The sequence below is a fragment of the Nonomuraea helvata genome, assembly GCF_039535785.1.
Classification (GTDB): domain Bacteria; phylum Actinomycetota; class Actinomycetes; order Streptosporangiales; family Streptosporangiaceae; genus Nonomuraea; species Nonomuraea helvata.
This window is the reverse complement of record NZ_BAAAXV010000001.1, coordinates 1,682,255-1,700,517: the sequence shown is the minus strand read 5'-3', so window position 1 is coordinate 1,700,517 and position 18,263 is coordinate 1,682,255. Positions and strand designations below refer to the sequence as shown.

At 71.0% G+C, this 18,263-nt stretch carries 16 protein-coding genes; 8 read left to right on the top strand and 8 right to left on the bottom strand.

Annotated features, from left to right (window positions below):
- Positions 1–18: 18 nt before the first annotated feature.
- Both ABD830_RS07815 and ABD830_RS07810 read right to left on the bottom strand, forming a co-directional pair.
- Positions 19–1,071, bottom strand: coding sequence for a LacI family DNA-binding transcriptional regulator (locus tag ABD830_RS07815; protein WP_344985790.1), 1,053 nt, complete (start codon positions 1,069–1,071; stop codon positions 19–21).
- Positions 1,072–1,235: 164 nt separating this feature from the next.
- Positions 1,236–2,222, bottom strand: coding sequence for a hydroxyacid dehydrogenase (locus ABD830_RS07810; protein ID WP_344985788.1), 987 nt, complete (start codon positions 2,220–2,222; stop codon positions 1,236–1,238).
- Between the two features lie 329 nt (positions 2,223–2,551).
- Between ABD830_RS07810 and ABD830_RS07805 the strand changes: the two genes are divergently transcribed.
- The 7 genes from ABD830_RS07805 to ABD830_RS07775 are packed head-to-tail and all read left to right on the top strand — an operon-like array spanning position 2,552 to position 13,078.
- Positions 2,552–3,448 carry an ABC transporter permease gene (locus ABD830_RS07805; RefSeq protein ID WP_344985786.1) on the top strand — a complete coding sequence of 299 codons (897 nt, stop codon included), beginning with the start codon at positions 2,552–2,554 and terminating at the stop codon, positions 3,446–3,448.
- Positions 3,445–4,311, top strand: a complete 867-nt coding sequence (locus tag ABD830_RS07800; RefSeq protein WP_344985784.1) for a carbohydrate ABC transporter permease — start codon at positions 3,445–3,447, stop codon at positions 4,309–4,311. Before ABD830_RS07805 ends, ABD830_RS07800 begins: the two co-directional genes overlap by 4 nt.
- Positions 4,312–4,339: 28 nt before the next feature.
- On the top strand, positions 4,340–5,911 hold the full coding sequence (locus tag ABD830_RS07795) for a DUF3502 domain-containing protein (protein WP_344985783.1): 1,572 nt from the start codon (positions 4,340–4,342) through the stop codon (positions 5,909–5,911).
- Between the two features lie 3 nt (positions 5,912–5,914).
- Positions 5,915–8,797, top strand: coding sequence for a carbohydrate binding domain-containing protein (locus ABD830_RS07790; protein ID WP_344985782.1), 2,883 nt, complete (start codon positions 5,915–5,917; stop codon positions 8,795–8,797).
- On the top strand, positions 8,797–10,890 hold the full coding sequence (locus tag ABD830_RS07785) for a glycosyl hydrolase family 95 catalytic domain-containing protein (protein WP_344985781.1): 2,094 nt from the start codon (positions 8,797–8,799) through the stop codon (positions 10,888–10,890). The genes ABD830_RS07790 and ABD830_RS07785 overlap by 1 nt, the downstream gene beginning before the upstream one ends.
- Positions 10,887–12,359, top strand: a complete 1,473-nt coding sequence (locus ABD830_RS07780) for a glycoside hydrolase family 43 protein (RefSeq protein ID WP_344985780.1) — start codon at positions 10,887–10,889, stop codon at positions 12,357–12,359. The genes ABD830_RS07785 and ABD830_RS07780 overlap by 4 nt, the downstream gene beginning before the upstream one ends.
- Positions 12,356–13,078, top strand: coding sequence for an alpha/beta fold hydrolase (locus ABD830_RS07775; RefSeq protein ID WP_344985779.1), 723 nt, complete (start codon positions 12,356–12,358; stop codon positions 13,076–13,078). Before ABD830_RS07780 ends, ABD830_RS07775 begins: the two co-directional genes overlap by 4 nt.
- Before the next feature lie 14 nt (positions 13,079–13,092).
- Here the strand turns inward: ABD830_RS07775 and ABD830_RS07770 are convergent, their stop codons facing one another.
- The 3 genes from ABD830_RS07770 to ABD830_RS07760 all read right to left on the bottom strand — a co-directional run bounded on the left by ABD830_RS07770 (position 13,093) and on the right by ABD830_RS07760 (position 15,376).
- On the bottom strand, positions 13,093–13,512 hold the full coding sequence (locus tag ABD830_RS07770) for a sensor histidine kinase (RefSeq protein WP_344985778.1): 420 nt from the start codon (positions 13,510–13,512) through the stop codon (positions 13,093–13,095).
- 179 nt (positions 13,513–13,691) lie between these two features.
- The gene (locus ABD830_RS07765) at positions 13,692–14,321 is read right to left on the bottom strand and encodes a response regulator (protein WP_344985777.1); all 630 of its coding nucleotides are present in this window, start codon (positions 14,319–14,321) and stop codon (positions 13,692–13,694) included.
- Positions 14,261–15,376 carry a sensor histidine kinase gene (locus ABD830_RS07760; RefSeq protein ID WP_344985776.1) on the bottom strand — a complete coding sequence of 372 codons (1,116 nt, stop codon included), beginning with the start codon at positions 15,374–15,376 and terminating at the stop codon, positions 14,261–14,263. The genes ABD830_RS07765 and ABD830_RS07760 overlap by 61 nt, the downstream gene beginning before the upstream one ends.
- A 121-nt stretch (positions 15,377–15,497) precedes the next feature.
- Here ABD830_RS07760 and ABD830_RS07755 point away from each other — a divergent pair, with 121 nt between their 5' ends.
- Positions 15,498–16,487: a hypothetical protein gene (locus ABD830_RS07755; RefSeq protein WP_344985775.1), complete on the top strand. Its 990-nt coding sequence runs from the start codon at positions 15,498–15,500 to the stop codon at positions 16,485–16,487.
- Here ABD830_RS07755 and ABD830_RS07750 read toward each other — a convergent pair.
- The 3 genes from ABD830_RS07750 to ABD830_RS07740 all read right to left on the bottom strand — a co-directional run bounded on the left by ABD830_RS07750 (position 16,454) and on the right by ABD830_RS07740 (position 17,559).
- Complete coding sequence (locus tag ABD830_RS07750; RefSeq protein ID WP_344985774.1) at positions 16,454–16,648, bottom strand: DUF5708 family protein; 195 nt, start codon at positions 16,646–16,648, stop codon at positions 16,454–16,456. The two genes, ABD830_RS07755 and ABD830_RS07750, sit on opposite strands and share 34 nt — an antisense overlap.
- 121 nt (positions 16,649–16,769) lie before the next feature.
- On the bottom strand, positions 16,770–17,138 hold the full coding sequence (locus ABD830_RS07745; protein ID WP_344985773.1) for a barstar family protein: 369 nt from the start codon (positions 17,136–17,138) through the stop codon (positions 16,770–16,772).
- A 7-nt stretch (positions 17,139–17,145) separates the two neighbouring features.
- Positions 17,146–17,559 carry a ribonuclease domain-containing protein gene (locus tag ABD830_RS07740; protein WP_344985772.1) on the bottom strand — a complete coding sequence of 138 codons (414 nt, stop codon included), beginning with the start codon at positions 17,557–17,559 and terminating at the stop codon, positions 17,146–17,148.
- Positions 17,560–18,263 lie beyond the last annotated feature (704 nt).

Sequence of the window (18,263 nt, the reverse complement as noted above, 5' to 3'; positions counted from 1 at the left end):
GACCGGTCACCGGCCGCGCTAGGGAGGAGTGACGGTCCGCTTGCCGACCGAGCCGCGGACCACGATGTGGGTGCCCAGGACGACGTGCTGCGGCTGGCTGAGGTCCAAGGCCAGCCGCACGGCGGTACGGCCCAGCTCCTCGGTGGGGATGTGCACCGTGGTCAGCCCGGGCACCAGGTCGGCGGCGAGCGGGATGTCGTCGTAGCCCGCGACCGACACGTCCTCGGGCACCCGCACGCCCGCCTCGCGCAGCGCGGCCAGCACGCCGGCGGCGACCATGTCGGTGCCGGCGAAGATCGCGGTGAACTCCGCCCCGACCGCCAGCAGGCGCTTGGTGGCCTCGTAGCCGGCGCTGCGGGAGAAGTGGCTCGGCAGGATGAGGTCCGGGTCGTACGGCACGCCGTAGTCCTCGTGCGCGCGGCGGAAGCCGTGCACGCGGTCGATCTTGGTGGTGTTCTGGTCCTCGGCGGTGGCGGCGCCGAGGTAGACGATCCGGCGGTGCCCCCGGGAGAGCAGGTGGCTGGTCATGGCGTAGGCGCCGGCCTCGTTGTCGTACTCGACCACGGTGGTCGGCACGTCGTCGCCGAGCGGCGGACGACCGCACAGCACCAGCCGCGAGCCGGCCTTGTCCAGGGCGTGTGCGAAGTGCGTCATGCGACGGCGGTAGGCGTCGTCGGCCGAGCCACCGCCGACCAGGATCACCGCGTCGGCGCGCTGCTCGCGCATGGCCTCCACCACCGTCAGCTCGCGCGCCGGGTCGCCGTGCGTGGTGCAGACCAGACATAGGCGGCCTTCGGCGGTGGCCTGCTGTTCGACGCCCTTGGCGACGTAGGCGAAGGACGGGCCGGTGACGTCGTCGAGCACGAACGCGACCATCTTGGTGCTGGCCCCGGACAGGGCGCGGGCGTGCACGTTGAGCACGTAGTCCAGCTCGCGCATGGCGCGCAGCACGCGGGTGCGGGTGGCCTGCGCGACCGGGTAGTCGCCCTTGATCACCCGGGAGACGGTGGAGGCGGAGACCCCGGCCCGGGCGGCGACGTCGCGGATGGTGGCGCGCTCGGAGTCATCCACGGCAGCCGCCTTCCGCGGCGTCGCCTCCTGTGCGGCGTGCTGTGGTTTTCCCGGCTTTCGTGGCAAGGCGCACCTTTCCTCGGGCAGAGCGGGGCAGCTCGATTGTCGCGGACGGCGCGCTCCCGCGCCACACGGGGGCGCACCGCCACATCACGCCCCGTTTGTCAGGCAACGCGGTCCAGGTCGTCGTGGTTCACCGGGTGGGCCAGCGGCAGCCCGGCGGTCAGCCGTTCCAGCTCGTCCACCACGACGGCGCCCATCCGGGCCAGCTCGTTGCCGTGCGAGCCGGCGATGTGCGGGGTGAGGAAGGCGTTGGGCAGGTCGAACAGGGGTGAGGCGGACGGCAGCGGCTCGGGCTCGGTGACGTCGAGGATCGCCGACAGCCGCCCGGACTTCAGCTCGGCGACCAGCGCGTCGGTGTCGACGAGCGACCCCCGGGCGGTGTTGATCAGCACCGCGCCGTCCGGCATCAGCGCCAGCCGCTCGCGGTCGAGCATGTGCCGGGTCTCGGGGGTGGCTGGGGCGTGCAGGCTGACGATGTCGCTGCTGCGCAGCAGCTCCTCCAGCGACGCCTGCGGTACGCCGGGAACCCGGGTGTAGGGGTCGTACAGACACAGGTCCAGGTCGTACGGCGCCAGCAGCTCGAGCACCTTGCGGCCGATGCGGGAGGCTCCGACGACGCCGACCCTGCGGCCGTTGTTGCCGATGCTCTGCTCGATCTTGGCGAGGGTGAAGGCGCGGTCGCGCCGGTAGCGCTCGCTGAGGGCGAAGACCCCCTTGCCGGCCAGCAGGATCATGCCGACGGTGTACTCGGCCACCGGGACGGCGTTGGCCGCGGCGGCCGACGAGACCAGCAGGCCGCGTTCCCAGCAGGCGGGCGTGACGAGGCTCTTCACCGAGCCGGCCGCGTGCAGCACGGCGCGCAGGCGGGGGGCGGCGGCGAGCAGTGCCTCGTCGAGCGGCGGGCAGCCCCAGCCGGTGAGCAGGATCTCGGTGTCGGCCAGGGGAAGCCGCGGGTCGTCGAAGCGCTCGGCCACCAGGGTGACGTCGATGTCGGCCAGCGTGTCCAGCCGCCGCAGCAAGGGCGCGGGGAAGAGCAGGGCGAGATGTTCCTCGCTCATGGCGAACAGCGCCTTCGGGCGTGGGGACACAGGGAGAGCCCTCCATTCGGATAGAGACCGGTTTCTAAAGTAGAAGCACAGCTTCGCACGGTCAACGGTCCGGCTCGACCGATCTTCGCGATCGGACTACCTGGATCTCTGACTGTCCAGGGAAGATGTGTAACGTCTCCGTAACGCAGCCTTGAACGTGCCCACCGGTCGGACGTAGCGTTCGCAGCGACCGGTTTCTATCGGATCCACCTGCTGCCGCCTCAGACGGGACTTCGGTGATGAGCACGCTACAGACGAGGCAAGAGCCTCAGACGAGACCGCCCACAGGGCCGCCGCCCAGGCGCCGCGACCGGCGTAAGGCGGCCCGCGTGAGCTGGTCGATCGGGCTGCTCGCGCTCCCGGCGGTCGTCTTCTTCCTGGTCTTCAACTACCTGCCGATGGCCGGCCTGGTGGTGGCGTTCAAGCAGTTCGACGTCAACCTGGGGATCTTCGGCAGTCCGTGGAACGGGCTGGAGAACTTCGCCTACTTCCTGGAGTCAGGGGACGCGGCGCGGATCCTGTTCAACACGCTCTTCCTCAACGTCCTGTTCCTGGGCGCGACGCTGGCCGCCGGGATGATCCTGGCGATCATGCTGAACGAGATCCGCAGCACCTTCTTCAAGCGGGTCTCCCAGTCCGTCGTCTTCTTCCCCTACTTCGTCTCCCCGGTCGTGATCAGCATCATCCTGCAGGTGCTCCTGGCCGGGGCCTCCGGCGGTGGCGGGGCGGTCAACGACGCACTCGGGGGCCTCGGCTTCCCCACGGTGGACTGGTACACCGAGCCCGGGCCGTGGCCGTGGATCCTCACCGTGGTGAAGGTCTGGCAACTCGGCGGCTACCTGAGCGTCATCTTCCTCGCCGCGATCACCGGCATCCCCGAGGAGGTCTACGAGGCCGGGATGATCGACGGGGCCTCGCGGGCGCAGATGGCCTGGCGCATCACCCTCCCGCTGCTGAAGCCCACCGCGGCGGTCCTGCTGGTGCTGGGGGTCGGCCGGATCTTCTACGGCGACTTCGGCACCATCTACGCGATCGTCGGGGACAACGGCACCCTGTTCGACAGCACGGACGTCATCGACACCTACGTCTTCCGCGCCCTGCGCCAGCTCGGCGACTTCGGCACCACCGCCGCGGTCGGCCTGTTCCAGTCGGTCGTGGGTTTCATCCTCGTGCTGATCGCGGTGCTGATCCAGCGCAAGTACTCGAAGGAGACCAGCATCCTATGAGCCGCAAGAAGCTGGAACCGTTCACCGTCGTCAGCATCGTCGGCGTCTCCCTGGCCCTGCTGGCCTGCGCCATCCCGTTCTGGATGATCATCTCGGGGTCGTTCACCAGCGAGTCCCAGCTGGCCACGACCGGTTACAGCCTGTTCCCCGTCTCCTTCGACCTCACCGCCTACAAGATGATCTTCACGGGTCCGGCGGTGCTCGACGCCTACTTCGCCAGCGTCTTCATCACCGTCGTCGGCACGGCCCTGTCCCTGGCGGTGACCTCGGGGCTGAGCTGGGTGATCGCCCGGCGGCTGCCCGGCATCAGCCGGCCGCTGACCGTCTTCGCCTACCTGCCGATGCTGTTCTCCGGCGGGCTGGTGCCCCTCTATCTGCTGGTCACGCAGTACCTGAACCTGCAGAACAGCTACTTCTCGGTCATCCTGCCGCTGCTCGTCATGCCGTTCCTGGTCTTCGTCCAGGTCAGCGCCTTCCGCCAGCTGCCGGAGTCGATCTTCGAGTCCGCCAAGATCGACGGCGCGGGCGAGCTGCGCATCTTCTTCACGATCGCGATTCCGCTGTCCAAGCCGATCCTCGCCGTCGTCGGCCTCTTCTACGCCGTGCACTACTGGAACGACTGGTTCATGGCGCTGCTGTTCATCGACGACGTGCACAAGTTCCCGCTCCCTCTCGTGCTGCAGAACCTCATCTCCAACATCTCGTTCACGCAGATGCTGCCGCAGCTGGCCGAGGCGGCCACCCCCGTCTACCAGCTCCGGCTGGCTCTCACCGCCGTCAGCATCGGCCCGATCCTGCTCGCCTACCCCTTCGCCCAGCGCTACTTCGTCAAGGGCATCACCCTCGGGGCCACCAAGGGCTGATTCCGCTCCCCCCACCTCAGGAGTTACCGTGTCCCACCACCTCATGTCGCGGCGCCGCCTGCTGGCCACCGGCGGCGGCCTGTCTCTCGCCGCCCTCCTAGCCGCCTGCTCGGACGACTCCCAGAAGGCGCAGACCACCGGCGCCGCCGCGAGCGGGGGCGCGCTCGCGCTGAGCCTGCTGCTCCCCGGCGACGCGCCGGCCGGCTGGGACGCCGTCCTGGCCGAGGTCAACAAGAAGCTCCAGGCCGACCTGGGCTTCACGATCAAGCCACAGTTCATCCCGTGGAGCAGCTACGGCCAGCAGGCACTGCTGAAGTTCACCGCGGGGGAGAAGTTCGACACGGCACTGCAGGCGCGCTGGCTCAACATGACCCAGCTCGCGGCCAGCGGCTCGATCGTCGAGCTGAGCAGCCTGATGTCCAGCGGCAAGTACCCCAACCTGGCCGCCACGATCGATCCGAAGATCATCGAGTTGAACCGGTGGAGCGGCAAGCTCTACGGCGTGCCCCAGATCAACTCGGCCGCCCGCTTCCACCACTTCACCATCCGCCAGGACCTGGCGGAGAAGCTCGGCATGACTGACATCACGGACTTCGCGGGCCTGGAGAAGTTCTGGTACGACGTCAAGCAGAAGAACAAGGACATCATCCCGATCGGGATCAGCTCCCGGATGCCCAAGTTGCTGGTGGCGTGGAACCCGGTCGGCTGGCTCAACCCCTACATGTGGGAGAACCCCACCATGAGCATCGCCTCCTTCACCGGCGAATCGCTCAACTTCGTCCTGGCCGCCGACGGCAAGCAGACCGGCTCGTCCAACCCCATCCCGTTCTGGGAGGCCCCGGGCATGGTGGACGCCCTGCGCCTGGTCCGCAAGTACTACCAGGACGGGCTGTTCAACAAGAACGGCCTCACCCTGGACTCGAAGGCGCTGGACTCCCAGTACAAGGCCGGCCGCGTCGCCACCGTCTGGGCCATGACCGACGGCCTGTCCTCCGCGGCCCTGCCTGAGCTGACCAAGAACGTGCCCGGGGCGATGATCGCGAACGTGATGCCGCTCAAGGGCGGCGAGAGCGCCAAGCCGTACCAGACCTTCCAGAGCGACAACTTCGTCGTGCTCAACGCCAAGGGCCAGAGCAACGAGAAGGCCATGCAGCTGCAGGACTGGGCGTCGATCAAGGAGAACCACGACCTGCTCAACTACGGCATCACCGGCAAGGACTGGAACCCCATCGGCGACGACAAGTACGAGAAGGTGTCCACCTACACCTTCCCCGGCTTCGCCCTCGCCTGGCGGGCCAAGCTGGAGCGCCGGGTCAACGGCATGACCGAGTCCGAGACCAAGTGGTTCGACTGGGCACAGGACATCAATAACTTCACCATCGACCCGTACGCCAGCTTCGTCCCCGACCCGGAGCCGATCAAGCGGGAGAACACCCAGATCACCGCCGCCATGACGCAGTTCGCCAACCCCCTGTTCCTCGGCGCCGTCGATGTCGACCAGGGGCTGGACAAGCTGAAGAAGGCGCTGGACAGGGCGGGCCTGGCCAAGGTCCAGGCGGAGATGGCCAAGCAGGCCGACGCCTACCTGAAGGGCCAGTGACCCATGACCCACAGCATCAGCCGGAGGACCGTGCTGGCGTCCTCCGGCGCGCTGGCCGCCGCCACCTGGTTATGGAACGGCGAGGCCGCCGCCGCCACGTCACCCCGTGAGCAGCCGCTCGACGTGGTGGTCTTCGGTGACGAGGCCTCCGAGGCCGCCCACGCGGTGACCGCCGACCGGTCGGAGGTCGTGACGGGCGGGCTCGATCAGCCCGCCCGCGTGCTCAACCCCCAGGAGCCGGTCGGGGTCTGGGGCGGCACGATCTCCTTCACGGTCAGGTGCCTGCCGCGGGGCACCACGTACGTCACGATCAAGCTCTGGGGCGACGACCACGCCGCGAGCGAGGCCGGCCAGTCCCGGCTGCAGCTCTTCTGCGAGGGCAGGCAGGTCGGCCACTACCACCTGGGCGCGGTAGACCCGCTGGACATCCTCAGCCTGGAGGCCCACTCGCCCGGCCGCTTCCACTACCACACGCTGCCGCTGCCCGAGGCGATGACGCGCGACCGCGAGCAGGTCACCCTGGAGATCAGGTCGATGGGCCGGATCTGGGGCTACGGGCAGAAGGCCACCGAGTTCTACCGCTCGATGGACAAGCCCGGCCGCCCCTTCTACCGGATCTACACCCATGCCGAGCCGTACTTCCCCGGCGACGACGTCCAGGGCCCCGCGCCCGACGCGCCCGCCCGGCCCGCACCGGGTCCCGAGGTGCTGGAGCAGATCAAGGCGAGGGTGCTGACCGAGCACCGCAACTGGCTGAACGGCAATCCCGCCTCGCTCGACTCCTGGGCCTTCCAGGGACTGGCCGAGGGCTATCACTGGCCCGAGAGCCCCGCGTACCGCAGCCCCGAGGCGATCGACCAGGTGCTGGCCGCCATCGACGCCCGCTACACCAAGTGGCTCACGGACCCGACCGTGCTGACCGGCTCCGACCAGCAGTGGGAGGGCTTCGCCAAGGTCGGCATGGCGCTGCTGCTGCTCCGTGACGTCCTGGGCGACCGGCTGGAACGCCCGGTCGGCGGCCGGGCCGTGGGCGCACCCAACCCGGGCTTCGAGCGCGGCGGCACCGCCCCCGCCTCCTGGAACACCGTGCTCTGGCGCGGCGCGGCCACCTGGCTCTGGGACGACACGGTCAAGCGCGGCGGCTCCCGCTCGGTCAAGATCACCGCCGCCGCCGGCGCCGCCGCGGGCTGGAACACCGCCCAGAACCGCACCCTCATCGGCCAGGGCAGGCACCGCTACGGCGTCTGGGTCAGGACCGAGGACGTCGTCGCCCCGGGCGCGTACCTCGACGTGCTCTTCTACGACGCCGCCGGGAAGATCGTCGGCACCGACAACAAGTTCTACGCCCCCACCGGCACCCAGGACTGGACCCGGATCACCGCCGAGCTGACCACCCCGGCCACCGCGGTCGAGCTCCGGCTCGACGTCCGGGTGGAGGGCGGCGGCACCGCCTGGTTCGACGACGTCGAGGTCACGCCGCTGGACGGGGCCACCCCGCCGGACCAGGGCGACCTCCCGGTACGGCGGGACGCCTACACGAGGATGCTGGCCGAGTCCGTCTCGTACTGGCGTCAGCACATGCCGCACTACAGCAACCAGGTGCAGATCTGTGCGCTCGGCATCTACCGCTGCAACCGCGGGCTGATGCTGATAAATCCGGATAAGGCGCCGCTCACCGAGGAGAAGGCCCGCGACTACATCCACCAGGCCGTCGGCCTGAAGCCGTTCCTCGGCCACGAGGACGCCTCCGGCACCCCCAGCAAGATCCTCGGCGAGCACTTCTACCAGGTCACCAGGAAGGGGCTGACCCGGGAGCTGGGGTACGTCGGCAACTACGGCGAGGTGACCGACTGGCTCATCCTGCTCTACGAGGCCGTCACCCGCTTCGACGGCGTCGAGGACCCGGAGCTGAAGGCGCAGCTGATCAAGATGATCAACGCGCGGGCCGTCTTCCGCTACCCCGAGGTCGACAACGACGGCTACCGGACCATGCGCATGGAGGCCGCCGTCGGCTGGCGCGACGACCACTATCCGGGCGACGTCGTCTACGCCCAGCGCCTGGCCTGGGACGGCCACCCCGTCATGGCCGCCGCCGTACTCGGCGACCCGTCGATCGCGGGGCACGCCCAGCGCATGGTCGCCGACAACCAGCTCTTCGGCCACCTCGACCTGCTGCTCACCAACACCTGGCCGCGCGTCGGGCTCAACGCCCTGCGCCTCGTCCAGCGCGACTGGCCCGCCTTCCGGGCGCTTCCCCAGGCCGGCACGCGTTTCCCCATGGACTGGGACGCCCCCGGCTTCGTCTTCTCCGACGAGGAGAACGGCGTCGTCGCCATCAAGAACGGCAAGGAGATCCTCTACGCCTCCCTCTACTGGCGCGCCCGCCAGGCCGTCAACAACCTGGCCCGCGTCCACCACATCACCCCGGACACCCACCGGGTCGCCACCATCCGCCAGCAGTGCCAGGTCACGCCCACCGGCGACACCTGGACCGAGGCCGACTGGGTCTGCTTCTCCTTCGCCATCAACGACCCCGCCGCCTCCCACATCCCGCCCGGCGGCTTCCCGCCCCCCGGCCCCGAACTGCACCAGGCCTTCGCCGGCGAGGTGCTCAAGGTCGGCCCGCACCCCGCAGACGTGCCCGACCCGGCACTCGGCGTGGACTTCCCCGGCGTCGAGAAGCTCTTCGTCGGCAAGGCGCAGTTCTACCGCTGCTCGTACGGCCGGTACCTCATCGGCATGAACACCTCGGAGGACCGTTCGCGCACCCTACACGCGACCGGCTCCGGCCACGCCCGTAATCTCGTCACCGGCCGCCGTGTCCCCCTCGGCCGTCCGATCGAGGTGGGACCGCTCAGCACCGTGGTGCTCTACCTGGAGGACTGATGCACTCCTTGCTCGACCTGTCGCCCGCGCTCACGTGGGAAAACGCATTCCTCTCGGGCAACGGCGAGGTCGGGATCATGGTGTACGGGGACCCGCGGGAGGAGCGGGTGGTGGTCAACCACCACCGGTTCGTCCTGCCCAACGGCACCCGCGACCGCCGCCCGCCCGCCGTCGCGCACCTGCTGCCCGAGATCCGCTCCCTGCTGCTGGCCGGACGGCCCGCCGAGGCCCAGGCGCTGGCGGCCGACGGCCGGAGCCTGGAGTGGACCCAGCCGTTCCACCCCGGCTGGGAGCTGGTGATCTCACGGCCCGCGTCGAGCGGGGAGTACCGCCGCACCACCGACTTCGCCACCGGCGAGGTCACCACTTGTTCGCACTGGGCCTTCGTGTCCCGGGCCGACGCGGTCGTCGTCCAGCGCCTCACCGGTGACGTCACCCTCCGCCTGACCGGCGACCTGCCCGGCAGGCCGGAGACGGTCCGCTACGAGACGGCGGCCGGTGAGCAGGACGGCCAGGTCTTCCTGCGGATCCGCGGCGCCTACCCGCCCGAGGGCCGGGGCGCCGCCGGTTTCGAGGGTCTCACCCTCGTCCGGCCGCGCGGCGGGACCGTCGTGGTGGAGGGCGACACCGTGACGGTGACGGGCGCGGCCGAGGTGCTGCTGCTGACGCAGGCGGCCCGGCACGACGAAAGCCCGACCGAGCCGCTTCCGGCCGCCGACCTGGCCGACCTGGCCGAGCTCGGATACGACAGCCTGCTGAGCAGGCACGTCGCCTTGCACCGCCCGCTGTACGAGCGCGTCACCCTCGACCTGGGCGCGACCCCGGACGAGCGCGCCAGGCCGGTCGGCGAGCTGGCAGGCGCCGCGCTGGTGGAGCGGATCTTCCACGCGGGCCGCTACCTTCTGCTGAGCTCGAGCGGCATCCTGCCGCCCCGGCTGACCGGCCTCTGGCTGGGGGCCTGGGGAGCGGCCTGGTCGGGCGACTTCACCACCGACGCCAACCTCAACCTCCAGATGGCGGGCGTCAACATCGGCGCGCTGCCGGAGCTGATCGACGGGTACGCGAACCTCATCCGGGGCCAGATCGACCACTGGCGGACCAACGCCAGACAGATCTACGGCGCCAGGGGCATCCTCGCGCCGAGCCGCACGGACGGGGAGAACGGCCACCTGTTCCACCTGAACGCCGACTGGCCGTGGACCATGTGGCTGGCCGGGGCGGACTGGCTGCTGTACCCGCTGGTGGAGCACGCCGAGACCACCGGCGAGCCGGTCCCCGAGCTGGAGGGGTGGCTGGCGGAGTGCCGCCTGTTCTGGGAGGACTTCCTCGCCGGGACGGACGGGAGCGTGGTGCCGTCGTTCTCGCCCGAGGTGGGGCCGGGCGGCGGGCCGCTTGCCTGCGTCAACGCCACCATGGACGTCGCGGCGGCCCGGCACGCGCTCGGCGACTCCCCGGTGAGCGGGCGGCTCGCGCCGTACCGGATCGACGACAGGGGTGCGCTGGCCGAGTGGATCGCGGACGTGCCGCCGTACGAGGATCATCGGCACGTCAGCCACCTCTACCCGGTGTGGCCGCTGCACGAGATCAACCCCGACGACACGCCCGAGCTGGCGGCGGCCGCCCGCCAGGCCCTCCTGCTCAGGGGCGACGAGAACCTGTCGGCGCACGGGAGCCTGCACCGGGCGCTGGCGGCGGCGCGGCTGAAGGACGGCGAGCTGGCCTGGGCGAATGTCCGGAAAATTCTGGACAACGGGATGTTCTTCGACTCGTTGATGAGCTCCCACAACCCCGGCCGGGAGATCTACAACGCCGACGCGGCCATCAGCCTGCCGGGCGTCCTCCTGGAGCTGCTGGTCCACTCCCGGCCGGGCGTCGTCGAGCTGCTGCCCGCACTGCCGTCCGCGCTCGGGCGGGGCCGCGTCACAGGTGTCCGCTGCCGGGGCCGGGTGACGGTCGAGGAGCTGACCTGGGGCGACGGCGTACGCGCCCGGCTCACCTCGCCGGTCGGCCAGACTGTCACAGTGATCCATCGTGCCTCGGGCCTGCGCCGAGAAGTCGAGCTGCCAGCTGGAAAGAGCGTGGAGATCGCATGATCCGCAACCCCGTACTGCCCGGTTTCCACCCCGACCCGTCGATCGTGCGGGTGGGGGAGGACTACTACCTGGCCACCTCGACCTTCGAGTGGTACCCGGGCGTGCGCGTCCACCACTCCCGCGACCTGGTGAACTGGCGGCCGCTGGGCGGCATCCTGACCGAGCGCAGGCTGCTCGACCTGTCCGGCGTGCCCGACTCGGGCGGCGTCTGGGCGCCCGACCTGACCTACCACGACGGGCTGTTCCACCTCGTCTACGGCGTGATGGACAACTACGCGCTCGGCTACAAGGACATCGCCAACTACCTGATCACCGCGCCGTCGATCGAAGGGCCGTGGTCCGACCCGGTGCGGCTGCCCGGCCGCGGCTTCGACGCCGCCCTCTACCACGAGGACGGCCGGAGCTGGCTGCTCAACATGGTCTTCGACTCCCGGCCGGGGCGCGGGTTCGCCGGGATCGAGCTGCAGGCTCTCGACGGCGGCAAGCCCGAGCTGATCCTGCCCAACCGCAACATCAGCGAAGGCCCGCACATCTACCGGATCGACGGCTGGTACTACCTGATGGCGGCCGAGGGCGGCACCGGCTACGAGCACCGGGTCTCGGTGCTGCGCTCCCGCTCGCTGTCGGGGCCGTACGAGGAGGACCCGGCCGGGCCGATGCTCACCTCGCGGCACGACCCGAGTCTTGAGCTGCAGAAGGCGGGTCACGGCTGCCTGGTGCAGACGCAGACGGGGGAGTGGTACGTCGCTCACCTGGTGGCCCGGCCGTACCACAACCGCAGGTGCGTGCTCGGGCGTGAGACCGCGCTGCAGCGCGTGGTCTGGGAGGACGGCTGGCCGCGCGTGGCGGGCGGCGTGCCCGCCGTCGAGGTGGTCCCGCCCGCGCTGCCAGCCCATCCGTGGCCGGCGGCCGAGGACGGGACCGGGCTCTGGCCGGACTGGAGCACGCTGCGGCGGCCCGCCTCACCCGACTGGCTGAGCGCCGACGACGGCGGCTTCACCGTCCAGGGTGGCCAGTCTCCGTACGGCCTGCGCACCCCGAGCCTGGTCGCCCGCCGGGTCACGGCGCAGAAGTGCTCCCTGGAGGCCGTCCTGCGGTTCGAGCCGGACAGCGTCCACCAGTCGGCGGGCATCACCGCGTACTACAACTCGCGCAACTGGCACTACCTCGCGCTGACCACCGAGGGCCTGGTGCTGACCACCAGCGACCGGGGCACCCGCACCGAGCACCTGCTCGGCCCGGCGGGACCCGAGGTCAGGCTGCGGGTGGAGTTCGACGGGCCGGTGGTGCGGTTCAACGACGGCCCCGAGCTGGACGCGACGATCGTGTCGGACGAGCACGCCGACGAGTTCGTCGACGGTCACGTGCGCGCGTTCGGCTTCACCGGCGCGTTCGTCGGGTTCTGGGTGCAGGACCTGGCGGGCGAGGGCTGCGCGGCGCGGTTCGAGCAGATCAGCTACGGCACGTGAACCTGCACGTGGAGACGCGGGGGCACGAAGGGCCCCCGCTGCTCCTGGTCCACGGCTGGGGCGGCGACCACCGGGTGTGGCACGCGCTCGACTTCGGCGAGCGCCGCGTGATCGCCCCCGATCTGCGCGGCCACGGCAGGTCGCCGGCCCCGGCGACCGGATATCGGCCTGCCGACCTGGCCCGTGACCTGCTGCCGCTGCTGGACGAGCCGGTGGTGGCCATCGGGCACTCCATGGGCGCCCAGGTGGTCACCGCTCTGGCGGTCGAGCATCCGGAGCTGGTCAGCGCGCTGGTCGTCATCGCCCCCGCGTACGGCGCGGACGTGGCGGAGGAGCGGCTCATCCCCGGGCGGCTGGCGGCGCTGCGCGCCGACGGTGCGGCCGCGGCGCTGCGTCAGCTCGGGCCGCTGCCAGGGCCGATCACCGAACAGTTGCTGGCCACGCCCGGTCATGTGCTGGCCGAGTGCTACGCCGGGATGTACACCGAGCCGGGGGCCTTCGGGGTGCGCCGCGAATCCGAGCGCTACCTGGCCGGACGGACCTGCCCGGTGCTCGCCGTACACAATGTGCCGGAAGCCGCGAAGTGGGAGGCGGGCCTGTCGCGCCCACCTCTTGGGCACCCTCGATCCACGACCGTGGTGTGGCCGGAGGCCGGGCACTTCCTGCACCTGGAGCACCCCGCGACGTTCGTGGACCTGGTGCTGTCCCAATCGTGGTGAAACGGCCCGGCTCGTCAGCTCCGTAGTGCGCGGGCCGGGACGATCCCCGTGACGGTGCTCCCCTCGCCGGAGACCCGGTTGACCGTGAGCTCCCCGCCGATCTCGGCGAAGCACGCCTTCATCACGGCCACCTCCCGGTCGTCCTGACTGTCGGCGAGGCCGTGGCCGTCGTCGCTGACGGTCAGGCGCAGGCCGCTCAGGCTCAACGTGACGGCGATCGAGACTGTCCGGGCGCGGCCGTGCCGCTCGATGCCGGTCAGCGCCTCCTGCACCGCGGCGAACACGTTGCGGGCGGCCGGGCCGGGAACGTCGCCCTTGGGCAGGGCCCAGACCTCGACCGCGATGCCGGAGCGCGCCGACCAGTCGTCCAGCAGCTTCTCCAACATCCGCGCAAGACCCTCGGCCTCATGCGACTGCTCGTCCAAACGTTCCAAGATCGCCTCATCGTCGTGAGTGTCGGCGAAGATGGCCAGACCTGGAGTCTCACGCCGTTTCCGCACGGCAGTAAGACCACCGCCGCCGCGCAGTTTCGTCCCCCTGTGTCCCAGATGCTACACGGATCACAGGGCGGGAGCGGGTCCGTTTACGCGTTCGCGCCGGTGGCACGAACAGCTCACGGCTCGGCTCTGCCGGTGGACCAGGCCCAGGCGGCGATGCCGACGCGGTTCCTGGCGCCGATCTTGCGCTGGACGGTCGCGATGTGGTTCTTGACCGTGCCCGGCGAGAGGAACAGCTCCCCGGCGATCTCGGCGTTGGTCCTGCCCTGCGCCACCATCACGACGATCTCGTCCTCGCGCTCGGTGAGGACGACGTCCGGCCGCTCGTGCGGCAGGCCGCGCTCGCGCAGCAGCCGGACGGTGAGTTGGGGGCTGATGAGCATGTCGCCGTTCATCGCGGCCCGGACGGCCTCGACCAGCAGCGTGGGGCCGGAGCGCTTGAGCACGAACCCGGAGGCGCCGTGCCGCAGCGCCGCGTGCACGTACTCGTCGAGCCCGAACGTGGTGACAATCACCACGTGGATGCCCGTGCCGGCCAGGGCGCGGGCCACCTCGATGCCGTCGGCCCCGGGCATGCGGATGTCGGCGAGCACGACGTCGGGCTTGATCGCCCTGGCGGTGTCGATCGCGGCCCGGCCGTCGGCGGCCTCCGCCACGACGGTCATGTCGGGCTGGGCGTCGAGGATCAGCCGGAAGGCGCCGCGGATGCCTTCCTGGTCGTCGGCGATGAGGATGCGGGTGGACACCCCGGCGATTGTGCCAGTGGCAGGCGGGCGGCCAGCGACCACCCGTCCCGTACGGCCCCCCGGCGGCCCGCCACCAGGTCGCCGCCCTGCTCCTGGACGAGCGCCGCCAGCCCGGCCAGGCCGGACCCGCCGCGTCGCCCGCCGCGTGCTCCGGTCACGCCGTCGTTGGCCATCGTGATCTCGAGCGCGTCGGCTCCGGCGCTGACGGCGAGGTCCACCCTGGTGGCCCGGGGAGCGTGCCGCCGTACGTTGGTCAGCCCCTCGACCACGATCCGGTACGCCAGCGCCCCGAGCTCCGCGGGAACCGCCACGAGCGGATCCATGCGCAGGCTGACCTGGGCGGCGCCGGCGGCGGAGAAGCGTTCTGCGGCCTCGCGGATGCCGTTCAGGTCACCCGGGGGTGACAGGGGCCGGTCGTGGTGCAGCATGTCCAGGGTGCGGTCCAGCATCGACAGGGCCCGCTGCCCCGCCGCTTCGACGCGTTCGAGCGCCCCCAGCGGATCGCCCGTGACCGTGCCCGCCTGGGCGTGCGCCACCATCTCGCTGATGTCGTGGGCGACGAAGTCGTGCAGGTCCCCGGCCAGCCGCAGCCGCAGGGCGGTACGGGCGTCGGCCACCGCGCGGGTCTCCCGTGCCTCGACGTGGCGCAGGTAACCGCCGACGGCCGCGGCCAGGAGCGCGCCCAGGCTCCAGAACGCGCAGACACCCACCCCTTCCAGCGGCGAGGCGGGGGTGAAGGAGCGCAGCAGCCACACGGACGCGGCCAGGCCCGCCGCCGGGGCCGCCGCGGCGGCCTGCCGGGGCGGCGCGTACCGGACGGCCAGGCCGGTCAGCGCCATGAGCGCCAGGCTCTCGAACATCCACAGCACGGCGGTGTCCGGCGCGGGCTCGACCGCCCCGGACAGGCAGGCCAGCGTGACGGCCAGGGAGACGGCGGCGGCCGGCCAGACCAGCGCGGGCAGCCGCGACCTGAGCCGCCGGCGGAACAGCACGGTCGCCACCGCCGCGACGGGAACCGGCGCCGGCACGAAGGCGGCCACCCACATCAAGCTCACCGCACCGAGGATAGGCCCCGCGCGCGGGGGTTCACGGGGTGCCGAACGGCACGTTCACCGGGAGCAGCGGGTGCCGAACGGCATCTCACCCCGGAACGGGCCAGGCCGCGACGCTGAGCACATGGAAACTCTTACTTCGTCCTGGCGGGGTTACGCGGCGGCGGTGTGGGCGCTGGCCTACGGGGGGCTCGGCGTGGCGTGGGCGCTCGGCGTGCCCGGCTTCCCCTGGGGCGGCTCGGACCCCGATCCGGACGGGGCGCTGTCCGTCCTGTCCGGAACGACGCCGCGCTTCGGCTGGTGGATCGCCGCCTTTGCGCTGCTCACCATGGTGACGGCGCTGGCGCTGACCCGCAGGGGCGGCCGGGCTCCGTTGTTCGTGGCCTGGCCGATCGCCGCGCTCCTGGTCCTGGTGATCCCCGACTCCCGGCTCATGATGGGCGTCGCCTACACGCCCCTGCTGCTGGTCGCGCCGGCCTTCGGCTGGAGCCTGGGCGGGGCCACGTTCGCCGACGCCTGGCCGTGGCCCGTGCTCAACCAGCTCCTGTGCGTGCTCGGCGGCCTGCTGCTGGCCGCGGCGGCGCTGGCCTACGGCCGGGGCCGGTCCCACTGGTTCACCCCCGCGCGGGGGCGGACCGCCGCGTACGTGGCGGCCGTGGTGCCGCTGGTGTACTGCCTGACCCGGTGGGCCTGGGCGCTGGGCATCCCGCTCGGGGTGAGCCGGGAGTTCCTCGCCGAAGGCGAGGGCGGTCTGTGGCTGGCCGGGGCCTACCTGGCCACGTTCGGCGCGCTCGGTGGCGTGCTCACCCTCGGCCTGGCGCAGCCGTGGGGCGAGATCTTCCCCCGGTGGATCCCCGGCCTGCGCGGCAGGCGGGTGCCCCCGCTGCTGGCGGTCGTTCCGGCCGGGTTCGTCTCGATCATCATCACCGTGGCCGGGCTGACCTACATCCGGTGGACGGTCGCCGGCCGCTTCGCCCTGGACGAATGGGGCGCGTGGCTCCCGGAGTGCTTCTGGCCCATCTGGGGCGCCGCTCTGGCCACCGCCACCGTCTCGTACCGCCTGCGCCGCAGGGGCGCGCCCTACGCCGCGTCGTCGCCGCGCACGCTCTTGTAGACCCCGTACAGGGTCTCCAGCCCGCCGAGGACCATGAGGACCACGCCTATCTTCGACGGCGTGAAGATGAAGATCTCCTCGTCGAGCCCGAACAGCCACAGCGCCAGCCCCACGACGAAGGTGGCGGAACCGGTGATCATTGTCTTGCGGGCAGAGGCCATGGGAAACCCTTTCGAGCGTGCGGAACCTCCGGAAACGCTAGTCAAGGGCATGGTCGTGCGGCTTCCTGCGGGCTGAGGAGATCGCGTACATCTTTCGGGTGACGCGGGCCCTTTCCGTGGCTCAGGGCAGCGCGTCGGCGGCCCGCTGCCGCAGCAGAGCCTCGTGGGCGGGGTCGGTGCACAGCGTCACGGTCAGCCCGCCCTCGGCGGCGTCGGCGAGGACGGCCAGCAGCATGGCGAACTGGTCGGGAGGCTCGGCGCCGAGCAGTTCCTCGGCGTGCTCGACGACCAGGGGGACGGCGCCGGTGTCGCGCAGGGAGTCGGTGAGCGCGTCCCAGTTGCGGCCGAAGTAGCCGGGCAGGCGCAGAGCCCGCGCCACCTCCTCGAAGAAGGCGGCGCGGGTCCGGCAGGCCCGCCCGTCGACCACCGCCGGCGCCGGGCCGGCGGACACCGTCAGCCAGTGCGGCAGTGGGCGTGCGGCAGAGGTCATGGGAGTCCTAGAGCCGGTAGAAGTCGGTGTAGTGGTTGGGCGAGAACCACACCGCGCCGGTGCTGCGGTTGACGACGATCCGGTACGCGTCGCGCGCGGCGCCCCGCGCCCGGGAGTACACGTCGTACTCATAGTAGGTGGCGCCGCTGGGGAGCTGCCCCTCGCGGTTGTAGAAGCGCCCGCCGGTGTAGTTGTACCTGCGGTCCGGCCACGAGTACCAGCCGCTCGAGGTGGGGTAGCCCTTGGAGGACCAGATCGAGGCGGCCGAGCGCGCGTCGGCGCACCGCGAGATGGTGCAGGAGTTGTAGACCGTGGCCCCGGCCGGGGCGATGCCGACCAGGCCGATGACGGAGACGATGGCGGCGAGGACGACGGTGAGTCTTACCGCCCAGGACGGTCTGGGGCGTTGCGAAGTGTGCACGAAGCCTCCTTGTGGGGTGCGACGGACACCGCAATGATCACCGCTCAGCCAGGCTCGACCAAGACAAAGACTCTGAAAGTATGGTGAATTTTCGCAAACGGTCCACGCGGGTCTCGGCGTCACGTTGGTCACCGGCGCGACGACGCCGCCCGCCGCCTCTGCCCGGAGGGCGCCCGCCGCCTTCACCCATCCCGGCGTGCTCGTGAGCGGCGCCCAGCTCGACTTCGTCCGTTCCAAGGTCAACGCCGGCGCCCAGCCGTGGAAGGGCGCCTACGATCAGATGATCGCCAGTTCGCTCGCGTCGTTGTCGCGGACCCCGAAGCCGCGGGCCGTCGTGGAGTGCGGCCCATATTCCAACCCCAACAACGGCTGCACGGACGAGCGCCAGGACGCGCTGGCCGCGTACACCGCCGCCCTGGCCCAGGGCGGCCGAGATCATCCGCTACACCTACACCGGGTGGTCCGCCACGGGAGTCAACCGCTTCGCGATCATGCTCAGGAACGTCTACCTCCCCGAGGTCGTCAACGGCAGCCTCCGCACGAACGGCAACTGGGAGCTGACGATGATGGACGCGGCCATCGGGATCGCGGTGTTCCTGGAGGACCGGGCCGCCTTTGACAAGGCCGTGAGCACCTTCCGGGCCCGCGTGCCCGCCTACATCTACCTCACCGGCGACGGCGCCTTCCCCAAGGGCCCTGCGGGC

Excerpts from the sequence above, each read along its gene's own strand:
- ABD830_RS07800 (WP_344985784.1), top strand. The coding sequence starts at position 3,445 with ATGAGCCGCAAGAAGCTGGAACCGTTCACCGTCGTCAGCATCGTCGGC.
- ABD830_RS07790 (WP_344985782.1), top strand. The coding sequence starts at position 5,915 with ATGACCCACAGCATCAGCCGGAGGACCGTGCTGGCGTCCTCCGGCGCG.
- ABD830_RS07785 (WP_344985781.1), top strand. The coding sequence starts at position 8,797 with ATGCACTCCTTGCTCGACCTGTCGCCCGCGCTCACGTGGGAAAACGCA.
- ABD830_RS07780 (WP_344985780.1), top strand. The coding sequence starts at position 10,887 with ATGATCCGCAACCCCGTACTGCCCGGTTTCCACCCCGACCCGTCGATC.
- ABD830_RS07755 (WP_344985775.1), top strand. The coding sequence starts at position 15,498 with ATGGAAACTCTTACTTCGTCCTGGCGGGGTTACGCGGCGGCGGTGTGG.
- ABD830_RS07750 (WP_344985774.1), bottom strand. The coding sequence starts at position 16,648 with ATGGCCTCTGCCCGCAAGACAATGATCACCGGTTCCGCCACCTTCGTC.
- ABD830_RS07745 (WP_344985773.1), bottom strand. The coding sequence starts at position 17,138 with ATGACCTCTGCCGCACGCCCACTGCCGCACTGGCTGACGGTGTCCGCC.